Annotated in this window: 22 protein-coding genes; 13 read left to right on the top strand and 9 right to left on the bottom strand. The window is 36.6% G+C overall.

The features are described 5' to 3' along the window. Positions 1-12 precede the first annotated feature (12 nt). The 7 genes from I2490_RS15575 (at position 13) to I2490_RS15545 (ending at position 7,208) form a co-directional block, all read left to right on the top strand. On the top strand, positions 13-2,103 hold the full coding sequence (locus I2490_RS15575; RefSeq protein WP_206460675.1) for a DNA topoisomerase 3: 2,091 nt from the start codon (positions 13-15) through the stop codon (positions 2,101-2,103). 88 nt (positions 2,104-2,191) lie between these two features. Then, positions 2,192-2,551 (top strand): anti-sigma F factor antagonist, encoded by a 360-nt coding sequence (gene spoIIAA, locus I2490_RS15570; RefSeq protein WP_206460674.1) that lies wholly within the window; start codon positions 2,192-2,194, stop codon positions 2,549-2,551. A 17-nt stretch (positions 2,552-2,568) separates the two neighbouring features. Next, positions 2,569-3,006 carry an anti-sigma F factor gene (gene spoIIAB / locus I2490_RS15565; RefSeq protein ID WP_206460673.1) on the top strand — a complete coding sequence of 146 codons (438 nt, stop codon included), beginning with the start codon at positions 2,569-2,571 and terminating at the stop codon, positions 3,004-3,006. Then, a complete protein-coding gene (locus I2490_RS15560) occupies positions 3,003-3,737 on the top strand; it encodes a sigma-70 family RNA polymerase sigma factor (protein WP_206460672.1) in 735 nt (244 codons plus the stop codon). Before spoIIAB ends, I2490_RS15560 begins: the two co-directional genes overlap by 4 nt. Before the next feature lie 199 nt (positions 3,738-3,936). Further along, positions 3,937-5,079, top strand: coding sequence for an acyl-CoA dehydrogenase (locus I2490_RS15555; RefSeq protein ID WP_206460671.1), 1,143 nt, complete (start codon positions 3,937-3,939; stop codon positions 5,077-5,079). Between the two features lie 25 nt (positions 5,080-5,104). Then, positions 5,105-5,905, top strand: coding sequence for an electron transfer flavoprotein subunit beta/FixA family protein (locus I2490_RS15550; RefSeq protein WP_206460670.1), 801 nt, complete (start codon positions 5,105-5,107; stop codon positions 5,903-5,905). Positions 5,906-5,927: 22 nt separating this feature from the next. Next, the gene (locus I2490_RS15545) at positions 5,928-7,208 is read left to right on the top strand and encodes an electron transfer flavoprotein subunit alpha/FixB family protein (protein WP_206460669.1); all 1,281 of its coding nucleotides are present in this window, start codon (positions 5,928-5,930) and stop codon (positions 7,206-7,208) included. Between the two features lie 73 nt (positions 7,209-7,281). On the opposite strand, the gene I2490_RS17055 is transcribed toward I2490_RS15545, so the two are convergent. From I2490_RS17055 to I2490_RS16925, 6 genes are all read right to left on the bottom strand, one after another. Beyond that, a complete protein-coding gene (locus tag I2490_RS17055) occupies positions 7,282-7,770 on the bottom strand; it encodes a hypothetical protein (protein WP_330634699.1) in 489 nt (162 codons plus the stop codon). A gap of 114 nt (positions 7,771-7,884) precedes the next feature. Then, positions 7,885-8,079: a hypothetical protein gene (locus I2490_RS17050; RefSeq protein ID WP_330634698.1), complete on the bottom strand. Its 195-nt coding sequence runs from the start codon at positions 8,077-8,079 to the stop codon at positions 7,885-7,887. Beyond that, the gene (locus I2490_RS17045) at positions 8,076-8,273 is read right to left on the bottom strand and encodes a hypothetical protein (RefSeq protein WP_330634697.1); all 198 of its coding nucleotides are present in this window, start codon (positions 8,271-8,273) and stop codon (positions 8,076-8,078) included. Before I2490_RS17045 ends, I2490_RS17050 begins: the two co-directional genes overlap by 4 nt. A gap of 61 nt (positions 8,274-8,334) precedes the next feature. Further along, positions 8,335-8,715, bottom strand: coding sequence for a phosphate acyltransferase (locus I2490_RS16935; RefSeq protein ID WP_280634225.1), 381 nt, complete (start codon positions 8,713-8,715; stop codon positions 8,335-8,337). 11 nt (positions 8,716-8,726) lie between these two features. After that, positions 8,727-9,062 carry a phosphate acyltransferase gene (locus tag I2490_RS16930; protein WP_330634715.1) on the bottom strand — a complete coding sequence of 112 codons (336 nt, stop codon included), beginning with the start codon at positions 9,060-9,062 and terminating at the stop codon, positions 8,727-8,729. 44 nt (positions 9,063-9,106) lie between these two features. Then, on the bottom strand, positions 9,107-9,268 hold the full coding sequence (locus I2490_RS16925; protein WP_280634223.1) for a hypothetical protein: 162 nt from the start codon (positions 9,266-9,268) through the stop codon (positions 9,107-9,109). A 172-nt stretch (positions 9,269-9,440) separates the two neighbouring features. Here I2490_RS16925 and spoVAC point away from each other — a divergent pair, with 172 nt between their 5' ends. Genes spoVAC through spoVAE form a run of 3 tightly spaced genes read left to right on the top strand, consistent with a single transcriptional unit; the run spans position 9,441 to position 11,348 of the window. Further along, positions 9,441-9,917, top strand: coding sequence for a stage V sporulation protein AC (gene spoVAC / locus I2490_RS15530; RefSeq protein WP_245157231.1), 477 nt, complete (start codon positions 9,441-9,443; stop codon positions 9,915-9,917). 15 nt (positions 9,918-9,932) lie between these two features. Further along, complete coding sequence (spoVAD, locus tag I2490_RS15525) at positions 9,933-10,979, top strand: stage V sporulation protein AD (protein WP_330634696.1); 1,047 nt, start codon at positions 9,933-9,935, stop codon at positions 10,977-10,979. 12 nt (positions 10,980-10,991) lie between these two features. After that, positions 10,992-11,348, top strand: coding sequence for a stage V sporulation protein AE (spoVAE, locus tag I2490_RS15520; protein ID WP_206460667.1), 357 nt, complete (start codon positions 10,992-10,994; stop codon positions 11,346-11,348). 175 nt (positions 11,349-11,523) lie between these two features. On the opposite strand, the gene I2490_RS15515 is transcribed toward spoVAE, so the two are convergent. Next, positions 11,524-12,165: a DUF4397 domain-containing protein gene (locus I2490_RS15515; RefSeq protein WP_206460666.1), complete on the bottom strand. Its 642-nt coding sequence runs from the start codon at positions 12,163-12,165 to the stop codon at positions 11,524-11,526. 306 nt (positions 12,166-12,471) lie between these two features. On the opposite strand from I2490_RS15515, the gene I2490_RS15510 reads away from it, so the two are divergent. From I2490_RS15510 to I2490_RS15500, 3 genes are all read left to right on the top strand, one after another. Beyond that, positions 12,472-12,906 carry a hypothetical protein gene (locus I2490_RS15510; RefSeq protein ID WP_206460665.1) on the top strand — a complete coding sequence of 145 codons (435 nt, stop codon included), beginning with the start codon at positions 12,472-12,474 and terminating at the stop codon, positions 12,904-12,906. Positions 12,907-13,013: 107 nt separating this feature from the next. Continuing rightward, positions 13,014-13,298 (top strand): pyridoxamine 5'-phosphate oxidase family protein, encoded by a 285-nt coding sequence (locus tag I2490_RS15505; RefSeq protein ID WP_206460664.1) that lies wholly within the window; start codon positions 13,014-13,016, stop codon positions 13,296-13,298. A 447-nt stretch (positions 13,299-13,745) separates the two neighbouring features. Then, positions 13,746-15,002: an IS256 family transposase gene (locus I2490_RS15500; RefSeq protein WP_442859719.1), complete on the top strand. Its 1,257-nt coding sequence runs from the start codon at positions 13,746-13,748 to the stop codon at positions 15,000-15,002. 204 nt (positions 15,003-15,206) lie between these two features. On the opposite strand, the gene I2490_RS15495 is transcribed toward I2490_RS15500, so the two are convergent. Together I2490_RS15495 and I2490_RS15490 are read right to left on the bottom strand one after the other, a co-directional pair. Beyond that, a complete protein-coding gene (locus I2490_RS15495; protein WP_206460663.1) occupies positions 15,207-15,695 on the bottom strand; it encodes a hypothetical protein in 489 nt (162 codons plus the stop codon). A gap of 56 nt (positions 15,696-15,751) precedes the next feature. After that, the gene (locus tag I2490_RS15490; RefSeq protein ID WP_206460662.1) at positions 15,752-16,174 is read right to left on the bottom strand and encodes a helix-turn-helix domain-containing protein; all 423 of its coding nucleotides are present in this window, start codon (positions 16,172-16,174) and stop codon (positions 15,752-15,754) included. Positions 16,175-16,442: the final 268 nt, after the last annotated feature.

Below are 16,442 nucleotides of genomic sequence, written 5' to 3'. Positions count from 1 at the left end.
GAGCAAAGATTATTGAAGCTTGTAATCGCGGAAAAGCCCAGCGTGGCAAAAGAAATTGCAGGAGTCATTGGGGCCTCTAAGAAGGAAAATGGTTTTTTTTCAGGAGGAGATTATTTGGTTTCGTGGTGTGTTGGGCATTTGGTTGAAACCGTAATGCCGGAAGCGTATAATGCAGCATATCAGAAATGGAATATCTTTGATTTGCCGATTATTCCGAAAAAATGGCAGTATAAAGTAACAGAAGGCACCAGAAGTCAATTTGCCATTATTAAAAATTTAATGGATCGTGAGGATGTAACAGAAATTATTTGTGCAACGGATGCTGGAAGAGAAGGAGAATTGATCTTTCGTCTCGTTTATCATCAAGCAGAATGTACGAAACCATTCCAGAGACTTTGGATCAGTTCTATGGAAACGAAAGCCATAAAAGAGGGATTTGCAAAACTAAAAGCAGGGATACAATATGATCGCTTATATCAAGCAGCTTTGGCAAGAATGCAAGCTGATTGGCTTGTTGGTATTAATTTTTCAAGACTTTTTGGCTGTCTTTCTTATACCAATTTGAATGTAGGAAGGGTACAGACTCCTACCATAAATCTTATGGTAGAACGTCAAAGAGCCATTGATCAATTTGATGCAAAGCCCTATTACATATTAACCGCAGATTGTAAGGATTTTTCTGCAACAAATCGGGTTGAAACAGAGAATGAGAGTAAGCGTATTATAGAAAAATGCAATGGGAAAGATGCGTTTGTGACCTCAATGAAGCAGTCACCCATGAAGGAAAATCCACCGGCATTATATGATTTAACGACACTGCAGAGAGATGCGAATAAATTACTTGGTTTTTCGGCACAAAAAACATTGGACTTTACTCAAAATCTTTATGAAAAAAAATTGGTGACTTATCCGAGAACAGATAGCCGCTATTTAACTTCTGATATGAAAGAAACAATGCAGCAAATTGTAAAAGGAATTTTGCAGGCTACTTATTTGAAGGAAGAAACCAAATCTGCATATCATAATGTGAATCCAGATTTGGAACGATTAATTAATGATAAAAAAGTAACTGACCATCATGCAATTTTGCCAACAATAGAAGCATCCGCAGTTAAGGTAAAATTGACACCGGAGGAGGGCAGTATTTTTCTTTTAATTGTTTATCGTTTGCTGGAATCGGTATATTTATCGCATGAGTACATTAGAACGGAAATTGTTCTATCCATAGAAGGAGAAGAATTTAAAGCATCTGGACGACAAATCACAGAAAATGGGTTTAAACAAATACATAAACAATTAACGGAAACTTTACAAGAAAGAACAAAAAAGAAAAAGAAGAAAACGGAAAAGGAAGATCAAATTTTTCCTCAATTATCGGAAGGTGACTGTATACCTAACGTGAAGATTACTTCTAAGGAAAACAAGACAAGTCCTCCAAAGCCTTATACGGAAGATACCCTTCTTTCTGCAATGGAAAATGCAATGAAGACTTTAGAGGACGAAGATTTAAAGAAAGAAGTATCTGGTGCAGGTCTTGGTACTCCGGCTACCAGAGCAGGAATTATTGAAAAAATAATAAAAACACAATTTATTGAAAGAAAAGGAAAGAATCTAATCCCGACAGAAAAAGCGTATCGCTTGGTAGAGGCAGTTCCGGAAAAAGTAAAAAGTGCACAACTTACTGCAGAATGGGAACAAAAACTAGAATGGATTTATAAAGGTGATTTACAGGCGGAGGTATTTCTTTCCGAGATTGAATCATTTGTGGAAGGATTAATCAGTGCATATCAATCAAAAGTAGATGAAAAAGGTCGTGAAATCATCGGTAAATGTCCGCGATGTGGAAAAAATATCTATGAAGGAAGAACAAACTACTATTGTGAAGCAGGAAGAGATTGCAATTTTGTTATTTGGAAAAAAGAGCGTTTCTTTGAAGAAAGAAAGAAGCCTTTGACAAAGCCTATGGTAGAAGCTTTTCTTAAGAAGGGGCGTATTAAGGCAGCAAATCTTTACTCACAAAAGAAGGATTGCTATTATACGGCATACATTATTATGGTAGATACGGGACAATATGTAAACTTTCGATTGTACTTTCCGCATTAATTCGACAAAAATACAAAGCAACCCCCTTTTTCTCTTAAGGACAAGCTGAAAAATCAGCGGTATAATCTAGAAGGGAGGGGGTTTTTTTATGAAAATAACATCAGAAATAACGAAAAACAGCTTGATTGTTCGATTAGAAGGAGAACTCGATCATCATTCTGCAGCGGAAGTCAGAGAAAAGATTGATCAGACGATTGGCACCTCAGAAAGAAAGAATCTCATTTTTTCTTTTCAGGGTGTCAGCTTTATGGATAGCGCAGGTATTGGTGTGGTTATGGGTCGATATAACAAAATGAAAGAAATGGGTGGAATTGTTATAGTTTCAGAATGTAATGATTATGCAAAGCGTATATTGGAAATGTCGGGCATTTTTACCATTGCACCCTATTGTGACACAGTAGAACAAGCAATGAAAATTTGTAGTGAAACATGGTCTCATGAAGAGTAGAAGGGAGTGACGGACGGATGAAATATAAGAATGAAATTAAAATACAATTTCCTAGCCATTCGGAAAATGAAGCCTTTTCTCGTACGGCAGTAGCCGCTTTTGCAGCGCAATTAGATCCTACGGTTGAGGAATTAACGGAAATTAAAACGGCAATTTCAGAAGCGGTTAGTAATGCCATTATTCATGCATATGACGAAGCACAAAATGGTATTGTTACCGTTGAGGTAAAAAGTACGGAGGATCGTAAGATAGTTATGATTGTTTCGGATGAAGGAATTGGGATAGGAGATATTGAAAAAGCAAAGGAGCCACTTTATACATCGAAAGCTGGGGAAGAACGATCCGGTATGGGCTTTACGGTAATGGAGAGCTTTACCGACCGTTTGGAAATAACATCAAAGCCGGGAGAGGGGACGAAGGTGACGATGATTAAACAATTGGACTTATTGGTATGAGTGCCGAGAATGCTTATTCCTGCAAAGAAGATACATATGAATTGATTGCGCGGGCCCAACGTGGTGAGGAAGATGCAAAAGAAGATCTTATTTATCAAAATACGGGACTTGTAAAGAGCATAGCATTGAAGTTTATAGGATCAGGTTATGAATTGGATGATTTGCTCCAGCTGGGATACATTGGTCTGCTGAAGGCTGTGGATCGCTTTGATGCGAGTTATGGTGTCATGTTTTCCACGTATGCAGTCCCTATGATACTGGGTGAAATCAAACGTTACTTGCGTGATGATGGTCGGATTAAAATAGGACGACAAGTAAAGCTTGATATTAAGCGCATGAAAAGAATTCAAGAAGAATTTTGCCAAAAAAGCGGCCGATACCCCAAGGTAAGCGAATTGGCAGAAAAAATGGAGATGGACACGGAACAAATTCTTTCACTTATGGAAGCTATGGATGCGATGACAAAATTAGAAAGTCTGGATGATCCGGACCGTTGCCAGCAAGAATGTTCGGATAATTATCGCGATGTAGAAGAAAAACAAGTGAATATGATCCAATTAAAAGGTATAATTTGTCATTTGGCCGAGCAGGAACGGCAGGTTGTAATATTACGTTATTTTAAAGATATGACACAACAGCAAATTGCAACAAGGCTTGGAATTTCACAGGTTCAAGTTTCTCGTATTGAGAAGAGAGTGCTTGCTTTTCTACGGAAAGAAATGGAGTTTTAGGCAAATATCGACGGCATTTTATCAAAAGTAGCAAAAGATTTTTATAAAAATATTGACAAAAATACAACAAAGAGTTGCAAATTGATGAGAAATGTAGTTTACTAGTATTGTACGCTGTTAATTATGTAACAAATAGATGAAACAGCATATAAACCTGCAAAAAGGTGGACCTGTTAAATAATAATAAGGAGGCATAGACATGAACTTTCAATTAACGAAAGAACAAGAGTTTGTAAGAAAAATGGTAAGAGAGTTTGCTGTTAATGAAGTGGAACCACTCGCTGCTGAAATCGATGCAGAGCATAGATTCCCTGTAGAAACAGTAAAAAAGATGGCTGACTACGGCATGCTGGGAGTACCATTCCCGAAAGAATACGGTGGTGCAGGAAGTGATCACATCGCTTATGCAATCACAGTTGAAGAGCTTTCTAGAGTGTGCGCTTCTACAGGCGTTGTTTGCTCCGCTCACACTTCTCTTTGCGGATGGCCAATCTGGAACTATGGTACAGAAGAACAAAAACAAAAGTATTTAGTACCTCTTTCTAAGGGTGAAACTCTTGGTGCATTTGGTTTAACTGAACCAAACGCTGGTACTGACGCTGCTGGACAGCAGACAAAAGCGGTTGACATGGGCGACCACTGGTTATTAAACGGAAGTAAAGTATTCATTACAAATGGTGGATTTGCTGATACATTTATCGTAATGGCTATGACTGATAAGTCTAAGGGAACTAGAGGCGGTATTTCTGCATTTATCGTAGAAAAAGGATTCAAAGGATTCTCTATCGGTAAAACAGAAGACAAGATGGGTATCTGTGCTTCTTCTACAACAGAATTAATCTTTGAAGATTGCATCGTTCCAAAGGAAAACTTACTTGGTGAAATTGGTGACGGTTTCAAAATTGCAATGGCTACTCTGGATGGCGGACGTATTGGTATCGCTTCCCAGGCTCTTGGTATTGCACAGGGAGCATTTGATGTAACTGTTGAATATATGAAGGCTAGAAAGCAGTTTGGAAAGAGCCTTTCCAAGATGCAGGCACTTCAGTTCGAAATGGCTGAAATGAAGACAAGAATCGAAGCTTCTAGACTTCTGATTTATAAGGCAGCTAACATGAAAGACAAGCACTTAAAGTACAGTTCTGCTGCTGCTATGGCTAAGTTATATGCTGCAGAAACTGCTATGTATGTAACAACAAAGTGTGTACAGTTCCACGGTGGTTATGGATATACCAAGGATTATCCAGTAGAACGTATGATGAGAGACGCTAAGATTACTGAAATCTATGAAGGTACTTCCGAAGTACAGAAGATGGTAATCGCTGGCGAAGTCTTTAAGTAAATAAATCAGAGGGAGGATATTTAGAATGAGAATTATTGTTTGCGCAAAGCAAGTTCCGGATACGAGTGAAGTAAGAATCGACCCGGTTAAGAAAACTATCATTAGAGACGGCGTTCCAAGCATTTTAAATCCAGATGATGCAAATGCATTGGAAGAAGCTTTAAAAATTAAGGATAACAATCCAGATGTTACTGTATCCGTAGTAACAATGGGACCTCCACAGGCAAAAGACATGCTAATCGAATGTTTAGCAATGGGTGCTGATGAAGGTGTTTTAATTAGTGACAGAGCAGTAGGTGGTTCTGATACTTGGGCTACTTCCAATGTATTATCTGCTACCATTGCAAAGATGGGTCCTTTCGATATGATTTTTGCTGGTCGTCAGGCAATCGACGGAGATACTGCTCAGGTAGGACCACAGATTGCTGAAAAATTAGATTTACCTCAGGTTACTTATGTAACTGAGTTTGAAATTGCAAAGAATTTAAAGGACATCAAAGTTAAGAGACAGTTGGAAGATGGATACGAAGAAATCGAAATCCAGACTCCTTGTATGTTAACTGCAATTAAAGAATTAAACTCTCCTAGATACATGTCAATTGGCGGTATCGTAGATGCTTGCGGCGCAGATGCAGACATCAAGGTTTGGAATGCAAAGGATATCGAAGTAGATTTGACTACTGTAGGTCTTGAAGCATCCCCAACAAACGTATACCGTTCCTTCACACCAGCTCCAAAGGGCAAGGGTATGATGATCGAAGCCGATGGCGAAAAAGAACAGGCAAAAGTGCTTTTAACTAACTTGAAAGCAAAGCATGTTATCTAATTAAAGAAGGAGGAAAAATAAAATGGCAATTAAAGTTTTAAAGGACCTTTGCAGAGGATGCAAAATGTGTATCAAAGCATGTCCGTTCCAAGCAATTGATATGGATGGAAAGATTGCTGTCATTAACGAAAAATGTACAGCATGCGGCGCTTGTATTAGTGCATGTCCGTTCAAGGCAATTGAAAAGACTGTAGACGAAGATGTAGTAGATTTATCTGCTTATAAGCATATTTGGGTATACGCTGAGCAAAGACATGGCGAATTGATGGGCGTTGCTCGTGAATTACTTGGAGAAGGCCACAGACTTTCCAGAGAAATCAGCGATGATACTCAGGTTTGTGCAGTTTTAGTTGGTAACAAAATCGATCACTTAGCAAAAGAATGCTATGAATATGGTGCTGACAAAGTTTATCTGTTAGAAGATGAAAAGCTAGAAAACTTCACAACAGATGGTTATACAAAAGTAATCGTTGACGCAATCAATGAATACAAGCCGGAAATCGTTATCTACGGTGCAACTCACATCGGTAGAGACTTAGCTCCACGTGTAGCAGCTAGATTAAACACTGGTTTGACTGCTGACTGTACAAAGCTTGATGTTAAGGTTTCCAGCTACATTGACTACTGCAACAAGAATACTACTTTAGATACATCCTCTTTGGATGCTAACGATCCTGATACTGGATTAAAGCAGACTCGTCCTGCATTTGGTGGTAACTTGATGGCTACAATCATCTGCCCTAAGACAAGACCTCAGATGTCTACTGTAAGACCTGGCGTAATGTCTAAGAGAGAAAGAAATCCTCAGGCTACTGGTGAGTTAGTAAAGGTTGATGTTAAGGTTGCTGATTCCGATATCAGAACAAAGATTATCAATATTGTTAAGGAAGCAAAAGAAAGAGTATCCTTAACCGATGCTGAAATCATCTGCTCCGGCGGACGTGGTCTTGGCGCTCCAGAAGGTTTTGAACTAATTAAGAAGTTTGCTGATAAGGTTGACGGAGTCGTTGGTTCTTCCCGTGCTTGTGTAGATAATGGTTGGATTGATCATTCTCACCAGGTAGGACAGACTGGTACTACTGTAAAGCCTAGAATTTACTTTGCTTGCGGTATTTCCGGAGCTATTCAGCATTTAGCTGGTATGCAGTCTTCTGACATCATTGTTGCAATCAACAAGGATCCAGATGCTCCAATTTTCAGTGTTGCTGACTATGGTATCGTAGGAGACCTTTACAAGGTAATTCCTCAGATTATTGAAGAGTGGGATAATGCAGAAGCATTATTCGAAGCTTCTCAGAAATAAGATTGGATTTTAAATCTAATAATAAAACAGAGCGCTTTGCGCTCTGTTTTTGTTTTTAAAAAAATATAATGTTTTATTCTTCTGGTTCAATATAATTCGATGCTTTTTCTTCCCCTTTTAAGATACGGAGTGCACCAAGAGCAAGAGATTCCATTTCGTCCTCTCCTGGAACAATTTCAACTGGAGCGATGAATTCCACTCGCTTTGCAATCAAACCAGTTAAAAGCTTAGAATAGGCTGCACCACCGGTAAGTATGATATAGTCAATGTTACCTTCTAAAACTGTTGACATTTCTCCAATGCTTTTTGCTGCTTGATAGGCCATTGCATGGTAGACCAATTCTGCATATTCATTACCGTCTGCAATCATTTTTTCAACTTCTCGACAATCCTTTGTATTTAAAAGTGCTTGAAGACCTCCCATGCCACGAATTTTACGAGTCATTTCACGTTTCGTATATTTACCGGAATAACACATATCAATAACATAAAGTGGAACACTGCCGGAACGTTCCGGTGAAAAGGCACCGGCGTCGTCACGGACACAATCGACAATGTCCATTTTCATGTGCCCCAATTGAAAAACCGCCGCCAAGGTGTGCAACAACTAAATTTAATTCATCATTATACTTTTTATCATATTTTTCTGCAACTTTACGTCCGATTGCTTTTTGATTTAAAACGTGACAAAGACTTTCTCTTTTATATCAGGTACACCAGTTATACGAGCGATATCTTTAAATTCATCGGATCCAACACAATCATAGATATAGGCAGGTATATTTAATGGCGCAGCAATTGCTTCCGCAATGATGGCACCTAGGTTTGATGCATGCTCGGAAATAGGACCTTCAATGATACGCTTTTTCATCGTCTCATTACGAGATAACCGCCGGCATGTACATATGGAAGCAAACCTCCTCTGCCGACGACTGCATTTAGTTCATTTAGTTTTACGTCATTTTTTTTCATCATGTCTAAAACAATTTGAGTGCGAAAATCAAGTTGATCTGGAATTTCATCAAAATCAGCCAAATCATTGGCAGAATGATTAAGGGACTCCACAATAAACAGGTTTCATCTTCAAAAAGTGCTACTTTTGTGGAGGTTGACCCAGGATTAATGGTTAAAATTTTATATCCCATTCTGTTTTCGTCTCCTTCTTATTTTTTTGCATGATACATGCAAGTGCCAAAGAGTTTAATTTTCCCTCTGCATTTTCTGCACGAGAAGTCATAACAATTGGATTTGTTGCACCTAGAATCACTCCGGCCATTTTTGCTCCGCAGTAGTACATAAGTGCTTTGGTAATCATATTTCCTGCTTCGATATTTGGAGTCAGAAATAAATCAACATCTCCAGAAACTTCACTTTTAATTTTTTTGTGATGTGCAGCTTCTGTTGAAAGAGCGACGTCTAGTGCAATTGGCCCTTCAACTACAGCTTTCGGAAGCTTTCCTGCCTGCGAAAGCTCTACTAGTTTCGCGGCATCTACGGTTGCAGGCATTTTGGGATTTACTATTCATTTGCTGTTAAAAGAGCAACGTTTGGACATGGGGTTCCCAGTGCATGAAGCGCTTCAATTCCATTGGTTAAAATTTGTTTTTTTGCTTCTAAATCCGGGGCTGTATTCATGCCTCCATCTGTAAAATAAGATAATTTTTCACATCCTGGAATTTCTAAAACGGCCAAATGTGATAGAAGTTTGCCGGTTCTTAAGCCAACTTCTTCGTTTAAAACAGCTTTAAGAAAAATACTGCTGTTTACGAGTCCTTTCATGAGTATGTTGGCTTTACCGTCATGTACACATTTCGTTGCAGAAAGGGCAGCTTCTTTTTCATCTTTTGCATCGATAATTTCTACCTCTTGGGAAAATCCGATTTGATTCTTGATTGCTTTTATTTTTCTGCATCACCTACTAAAATGGCTTCAGCAATGCGGTGATCATAGGCTTGTTTGATTGTTTCCAGAACTTCCTTATCTTCTGCAGCTGCAACTGCAATCTTTACTCTATCACCATTTTTTAAAGCATCACGAATTTCTGAATATCGATTATACATAAAAAAACTCCTTTCAAAGAAATATATTCTTATTATTTCATAGAATGAACTCATTTTCAATAAAAAGCATGACACAATCGTACATAAAATTGGAAAAATTTATTTTTAAAAATGTATGTTTATTTTTTCTTTAAAGGAAAGAATAAACAGAAAGGAAGGAGTGTTTTTTAAATTGGAGAATAAAAAAGAAAAACAAAAAAAAGAAATAAAGAAACGCCAAGCGAAGGAATATGAAAATTATGTAAAGCAGTTTACTCCTAAACCGAAATATTTTATGAACTCATTGAAAGCATTTTTCGTGGGAGGACTTATATGTATCATAGCGTTTTATGTACAGACACTTTTAATGAATCGTGGTTACTCCGAAAAAGACTCTGGAACATTTGTTATTGTATTTTTGGTTTGTAGTGCACAGCTTTTAACTGGATTAGGTGTATATGATACTATTGGAAAATTTGCGGGAGCTGGTTCAATTGTACCAATTACAGGCTTTGCAAATTCAATGGTTGCACCTGCTATTGAATATAAAAAAGAAGGAATCGTGCTTGGAGTAGGAGCCAAATTGTTTAGCCTTGCAGGACCAGTGCTGGTTTGTGGAATTTCTGCTTCTGTCGTGATTGGATTTATTTATTATATGATGAATTTATAATAGAAAGGAAAAGGAATGATGCAAATTAATAGAATTGGAAAGCAGACCTTTGTCTTTCATAATGAACCAAATATAATTGGTGCTGCAGCAGTAGTTGGAAAAAAAGAAGGACAAGGTCCGATGAAAAAATGGTTTGATGTAATATTAAAGGATGACAGCTATGGAGAAAAAACATGGGAAAAATCAGAAAGCAAAATCCTTAAAAAAGCCATTCTTTTAGCACTTGAAAATGCCGGTAAAACAAAGGAACAAATCGATGCAATATTAAGCGGTGATTTAATCAATCAATTAATGTCATCTTCTTTTATGGCGAGAGATTTACAAATTCCTTTTCTTGGACTTTATGGTGCTTGTTCCACGATGACAGAATCCCTTATTTTAGGGGCTGTTTTAATAGATGGAGGCTATGCACAAAATATTATTGCAGCAGCCTCCAGTCATTATTGTACAGCAGAGCGTCAGTTTCGTATGCCCTTAGAACATGGGAATCAGAGACCGCCTTCTGCACAGTGGACAGTAACTGGAGCAGGTAGTATGATTCTTTCAAATCAGATAAGAAGTCAACAGATGATAGCAGGGGAACCTGCAAAGAATTTGGTTGTAACACATGCAACCGTTGGGAAAATCGTCGATGCAGGGATTAAGGATGTCAATCAAATGGGGGCAGCGATGGCTCCGGCTACGGTAGATACGATTATGCAGCATTTAAAAGATACAGGAAGAGAGCCATCCTATTATGATGTTATTTTAAGTGGTGATTTGGGAATGGTTGGTAAAAAAATTGTAAAAGATTTATTGTTGAAAGAAAATATTGATGTCAGTACGGTTTATGATGATTGTGGCGCGATGATGTATGAGAAGGAGCAGGATGCGCATAGTGGCGGAAGTGGTTGTGGATGTTCTGCATCTATCTTTTCTGGTCATATTTTTAAGGAAATGCGTCAGGGAAAGATTCGAAAAGCATTATTAATTTCAACTGGTGCTTTACTTTCTACTATCAGCTCTCAACAAGGAGAATCGATTCCTGGTATTGCTCATGCCGTTGCCGTTGAAGGGAAATAGCAGGAGGGGAAAATGGAATATTTTAATGTTTTTATTACAGGTGGAATATTATGTGTGATTGGACAAGTATTAATGGATACAACAAAACTCACAGCGCCGAGAATTTTAGTTATTTTTGTTGTCAGTGGGGCGATTCTTACGGGTCTTGGATGGTATCAGCCAATTGTTGATTTCGGAAAAAGCGGAGCTACCGTTCCATTACCGGGATTTGGTTATGCATTAGCGAAAGGAGCGATTGAGGCTGCAAGAACTGGAGGTATAATGGGGGCACTGACGGGAGGTATTGTAGCAACTGCGGCAGGAGTCGCTGCAGCCATTTGTTTTGGCTATTTAATTGCTATCATTTTTTCTCCAAAATCCATAAGATAACAGAAGCCTGCAGGTAGTTCAAAAGACAAGCCTGCAGGTTATTTTTTATAAAGTCATGCTATTTTCTAAATTTGAAAAAATGTAAAATGTAATATGGGATTTCTTATATTTTTTCCATATTTTATAATGTTTAAGAAACGTCGTATTTCTTAAGAACATAATGAAAAGGCAAATATTACATCATGACGTTGCCATCTAATACAAGGAGAGCTTCCAGTTCGGGGCTTTGACCTACTAGCCCTATGGCATATACTGTATAAAACTGATTTGGGTATAAATTAATATTTGGTACAGTAAGAACCACTGTAGGGGTGCCTGCTAATCTAACTTGCAGGGTGTAATTTGATGCAGGTACTGGGATATATGGCGTTAAATTTTTAAAGGAAACATTACTAAATAAAATAGTTCCATCTGGTAATGTAATGTCTACTGCAGGCGCATTAGGAGATAGGTGATTGAAACGAACCATTGCTTTGCTAGGAGAGGTAGACACATTAGCATCAGGAATTGCAAGAAAACCTATATTACTTAACGTTCCAACGGCAGCCACTGTAAATATATCAGTATTAGTAATGGTTAACATATTTGCGCAAAAGGAACAATCTTTAGTCCCAGTTGCACAAAGACAGATTTTATAAGTTCCTTCAGGCAAAGGCATATATTTTGTATATTGACCATAGGGAAGATTTTGTATAATTAACTTATCATTAGCATATACGTCTACATTAGGCGCATCTGGAACGGCATGCAGGACACGCAAATAACCTAGAGAAATTTGCTCCATATGGTGTATTCCATGGTTTTGATTATAATTCATATTATCACCTCTAAATTTTATTAGATATTATTATAATATAGTATTCTGCAATACATATTTTAGTGAAAGTATAAAGAACAATGAATTAGTTAAAAAAGAATGGATAGAATCAGATTGTTTAAGATAAATTAAAATCATCTAAGAGTGATAGAAGATTACAATTACGAGGGAAATTATGAAAAAAAAAGTAATTATTATAGGAGCTGGAATTGGTGGGCTTGTCCAAAGCCACCGTTAGATAGTATAAAAATTGCATAATAAACGATAATAAAGGAACAAGCATAAAGAATGTATGGAGGTAATAAAATGCAATTAAATGATACAATTGAACTTTTAAAAGAATGTGATGCAGGTACAAAAATGGCAGTATCATCTATTGATGAAATATTGAATCAAGTACAAGAACAAAAGTTTAAGGAAATGCTTATTGAATTTAAAGATAAACACACTAACCTAGGAAATGAAATTCATAATTTGTTGATGCAACAGGATGAGGAAGATAAAGAGCCAACCCCTATTGCTAAGGGTATGTCATGGGTTAAAACTAATATGAAAATGATGATGGATGAAAGTGACAAGACAATAGCAGATCTAATTACGGATGGCTGCAATATGGGTGTAAAATCTCTTAATAGATATCTTAACCAGTATGTTGCAGCAGATGAAAAATCAAAGAAAATTTGTAAGGATTTAATTTCTATTGAGGAAGATTTTGCGGTAAGTATTAAATACTTTTTATAAAAAAGCTTAAAGGGAAAATGTATAGTAAATATTTTTTGATGATTAATATGAAATAAAATGCGTCAATTCAAATTATAAAATAGTAAAAAAAAAGGAGTTTGTAAATAATGGAAGAAATCTTTAACTTTTTAGAAAATAATAAATATGGTAGTTTGGCAACGTCTGCTGAAGAACAGCCTTATGTAAGACCATTTGAATATGGGTTTAAAACTGACGAAGGAATATTCTTTTATACATCAGAAGATAAAGAAGTTTATTCACAACTTCGGTCAAATCCAAGAGTATGCTTTTGTGCTACAGATAAGAATTTAACGTATGTACAGTTAACAGGAGATATAAAATTTACCGAAGAAGAAAAATACAAAGATATTGTAGATTATCAAAATAAATGACAAAGAGAGAGACCAGACGAGACGGTGAGGAAATAGGTGGGAAACCTCGAGATGACAAGGGATACACCACGATAGACAGGGAAAGAAATTCATGGACAGGTTTCTCAAGATAATTGACAAAGTGCATCAAAAGACAGCGATAAGGTTATGATATCCGAAATGCTGGTGACGGTGCTATGCAAAAACGTCACTGGTGCGACACAATGTTGATATATTGAGCGTTATAATGAAATGCATGCAAGAGGACACCCCAATAAAAGAGGTGTCCATTTTAATGGTAGATATATTTTTTATAGCGACAAATTGAATAAAATAATTTTAAAGAGCGACAACTGAGTTAAACCTAGCCATTTCAAGGCTTTCACACAAATCTTTGGGAGTATCCTAAAGTTTGTGTAAACCTCTAAACTGATGTAAGATAAATATATCAGTTTGGAGGTTTTATTTATGCCCAAAAGAAGAAAAGAATCACCCCAAAAACAAGCAATCAGAAAAATGATGCAGGAATACTTAAAAGAGAATGATATTCCTATCAAAAATGGTACAGATGTCAATTCTGTTATGCGTGATATGATGTCTGTATTACTGGAGGGTTCTCTGGAAGGAGAATTAGAAGACGAACTGGGATACTCAAAATATGACTATCGGAATAAGGAAACCGACAATAGTCGGAATGGATATTCTTCTAAAATCATGCATACAAACTATGGAGATATGAATGTTGCTATTCCTCGTGACCGTAATGGAGAATATGAACCCCAGCTTATCAAGAAATATCAAAATACCGTTACGCAAGATATGGAAGAAAGGATACTTTCCATGTATGCAAAAGGTATGACTACAAATGATATTGAATCCCATATGCGTGAGTTATATGACATTGATATTTCTGACAGTACGATTAGCCGAGTTACTGATAAAATTATACCGATTGTAAAGGAATGGCAGGAACGTCCTTTGGAAGAAGTATATGCGGTTGTTTTTATGGATGCAATTCATTTCCACGTTCGTAGTGAAGGAAGAATACGAAAAAAGGCTGTGTATATTGCTTTGGGAATTGATATGAATGGTAGAAAGGACGTTTTAGGTATGTATGTTGGTGAAAATGAAAATGCTAAATTCTGGCTTTCTATACTGAATGGGCTAAAAAATCGTGGTGTAAAAGATATCTTAATAACATGTATTGATGGACTAAGTGGATTTCCACAAGCAATTGAAGCAGTCTATCCTGAAACAGAGATACAGCAGTGCATTATTCATCAAATCCGTAACTCCACTAAATTTGTATCCTACAAAGATTTGAAAGCTCTGATGGCTGATTTGAAGCGAGTCTATACTGCCCCAACAGAAGAATTAGCCCTAAATGAATTGGAGTTGTTTCAAGAAAAATGGGATGTAAAATATCCGAAAATCTATAAATCTTGGCATGATAATTGGTCAACTTTAGCAACCTATTTTAAATATCCTGAAGCTGTTAGGCGGCTTATTTATACCACAAATGCCATTGAGGGATTTAATCGTCAACTTCGTAAAGTAACAAAAAGCAAGACAATTTTTCCTTCTGACGATAGCCTTTTAAAAATGCTATATCTGGCAACGATAGATATCACAAAAAAGTGGACAGGATATCGTAGGGACTGGGGACGGATATATTCCCAGTTAGAGATTTATTTTGAGGAAAGACTAAAAAATCTCAACTTCTAAAAAACAACTTGTTCGGCAAGTTTTATTGACATGCAAAAAAATCATTGTATAATGCAAACAAGGGTAGAATCCCAAAATTGACTCTGCCCTTAAGTAACTATTCACATATCTTATATCAGATTTTTGAGTTTACACAAAACTTGAAACTGTCCCAAATCTTTTTATAGAATATGGCTAATATCATAAGCGACAAAGCGACATGTGTTATTTTTCTTTATTTAAATATTCCTTTCGAAAATTATAAGTATATTCATGCTTGGAATAATCGCCTGGTTCGACGTCCATAGCTTTAGCCCATTCTCCATAAGGACCCCATTCTATATCACCAATCGAATTAACACCTGTAGAAGGGTCGTCATTATTAGAAAAAATAACAACGGAAACAGTGCTTGTAGGTTGCTTAGATTTTTCAGATTCTACTATGGATTTAGCAATTGTTTTCAAGTCCTCTACTGAATAAGAATCATTAACAGATATCAAATAATTCATCCTTATAAATTTTCCTAAACTCAAATCTTCTACTCGAATAATATCATATTCAGGGGCTTGTATTGGTTCTAGTTTTACAGCACCCTTATCTCCCTTTGGTATCAAACTACTTACTACACCTATTATTATTATCAGTAAGATGACAGACATACATCCTACTGAGCCAGCTTTCTGACCAGTTACATCCTTTTTATTTTGATTCATAGTATACCCTCCTTATTTAAAATGATGTAAAATCGTATCAAAATACGACAAAAAAATTAAGCATGCTTCTTCTCTCTAGTTGCTGCCTCTTCTCCATTGTGATAATTGGATGACAATCCCCTTTTATCCTGTTTTGTTTCATCGATTTTAGCTTCCATAATTCCTTCGATTTTTATTTTATCCCTGTCGCTAAGCTGTCTAAAAAGTTGTAGAATTCGTATCTCTTCGCTTGTGAGTTCTCCGAACACTGATGATACACTATCACCTTTTTCTGCCTTTGCAGATTCTTCACCAGCAAGGAGCCAATCTGTTGAAACGTTAAAAAAATCAGCGATACGTTTTAAAATCTCATAGTTAGGCTGTCTTTGGTTCTTTTCGTATTTACTTAAGTTATTAAATTCCAATATTTCCATTAATTTTCTCTGACTCAAACCCTTCTCTTTTCTCAGAAAAGCAATTCTTTCTCCTAAACTCTCCATAACAATCCTCCTATTCTATTTAAGTCAACTTGACCTCAAAAAGGAACGAAACATATTAAAATGAGGTCAAATTGTCTAAAAAAGTATTGACACGAGGTCAGATTGACCTTATAATGATATTAACGATAAGAAATCACATCATAATTTTATCACAACTCTTTAAAATTAAATAGCGAGATTTACCAAAAATTTATAATTCTCAATTCTCTGCACCTATTGAAATTTCTTGTCTTGGTGCTTGTTAAATCTCGAATAGGTGTTCCTGTCC

The sequence above is a fragment of the Anaerovorax sp. IOR16 genome (assembly GCF_017168145.1).
GTDB lineage: Bacteria > Bacillota > Clostridia > Peptostreptococcales > Anaerovoracaceae > IOR16.
The sequence above is the reverse complement of the archived record's forward strand: the minus strand, read 5'-3'. Positions and strand labels throughout refer to the sequence as shown.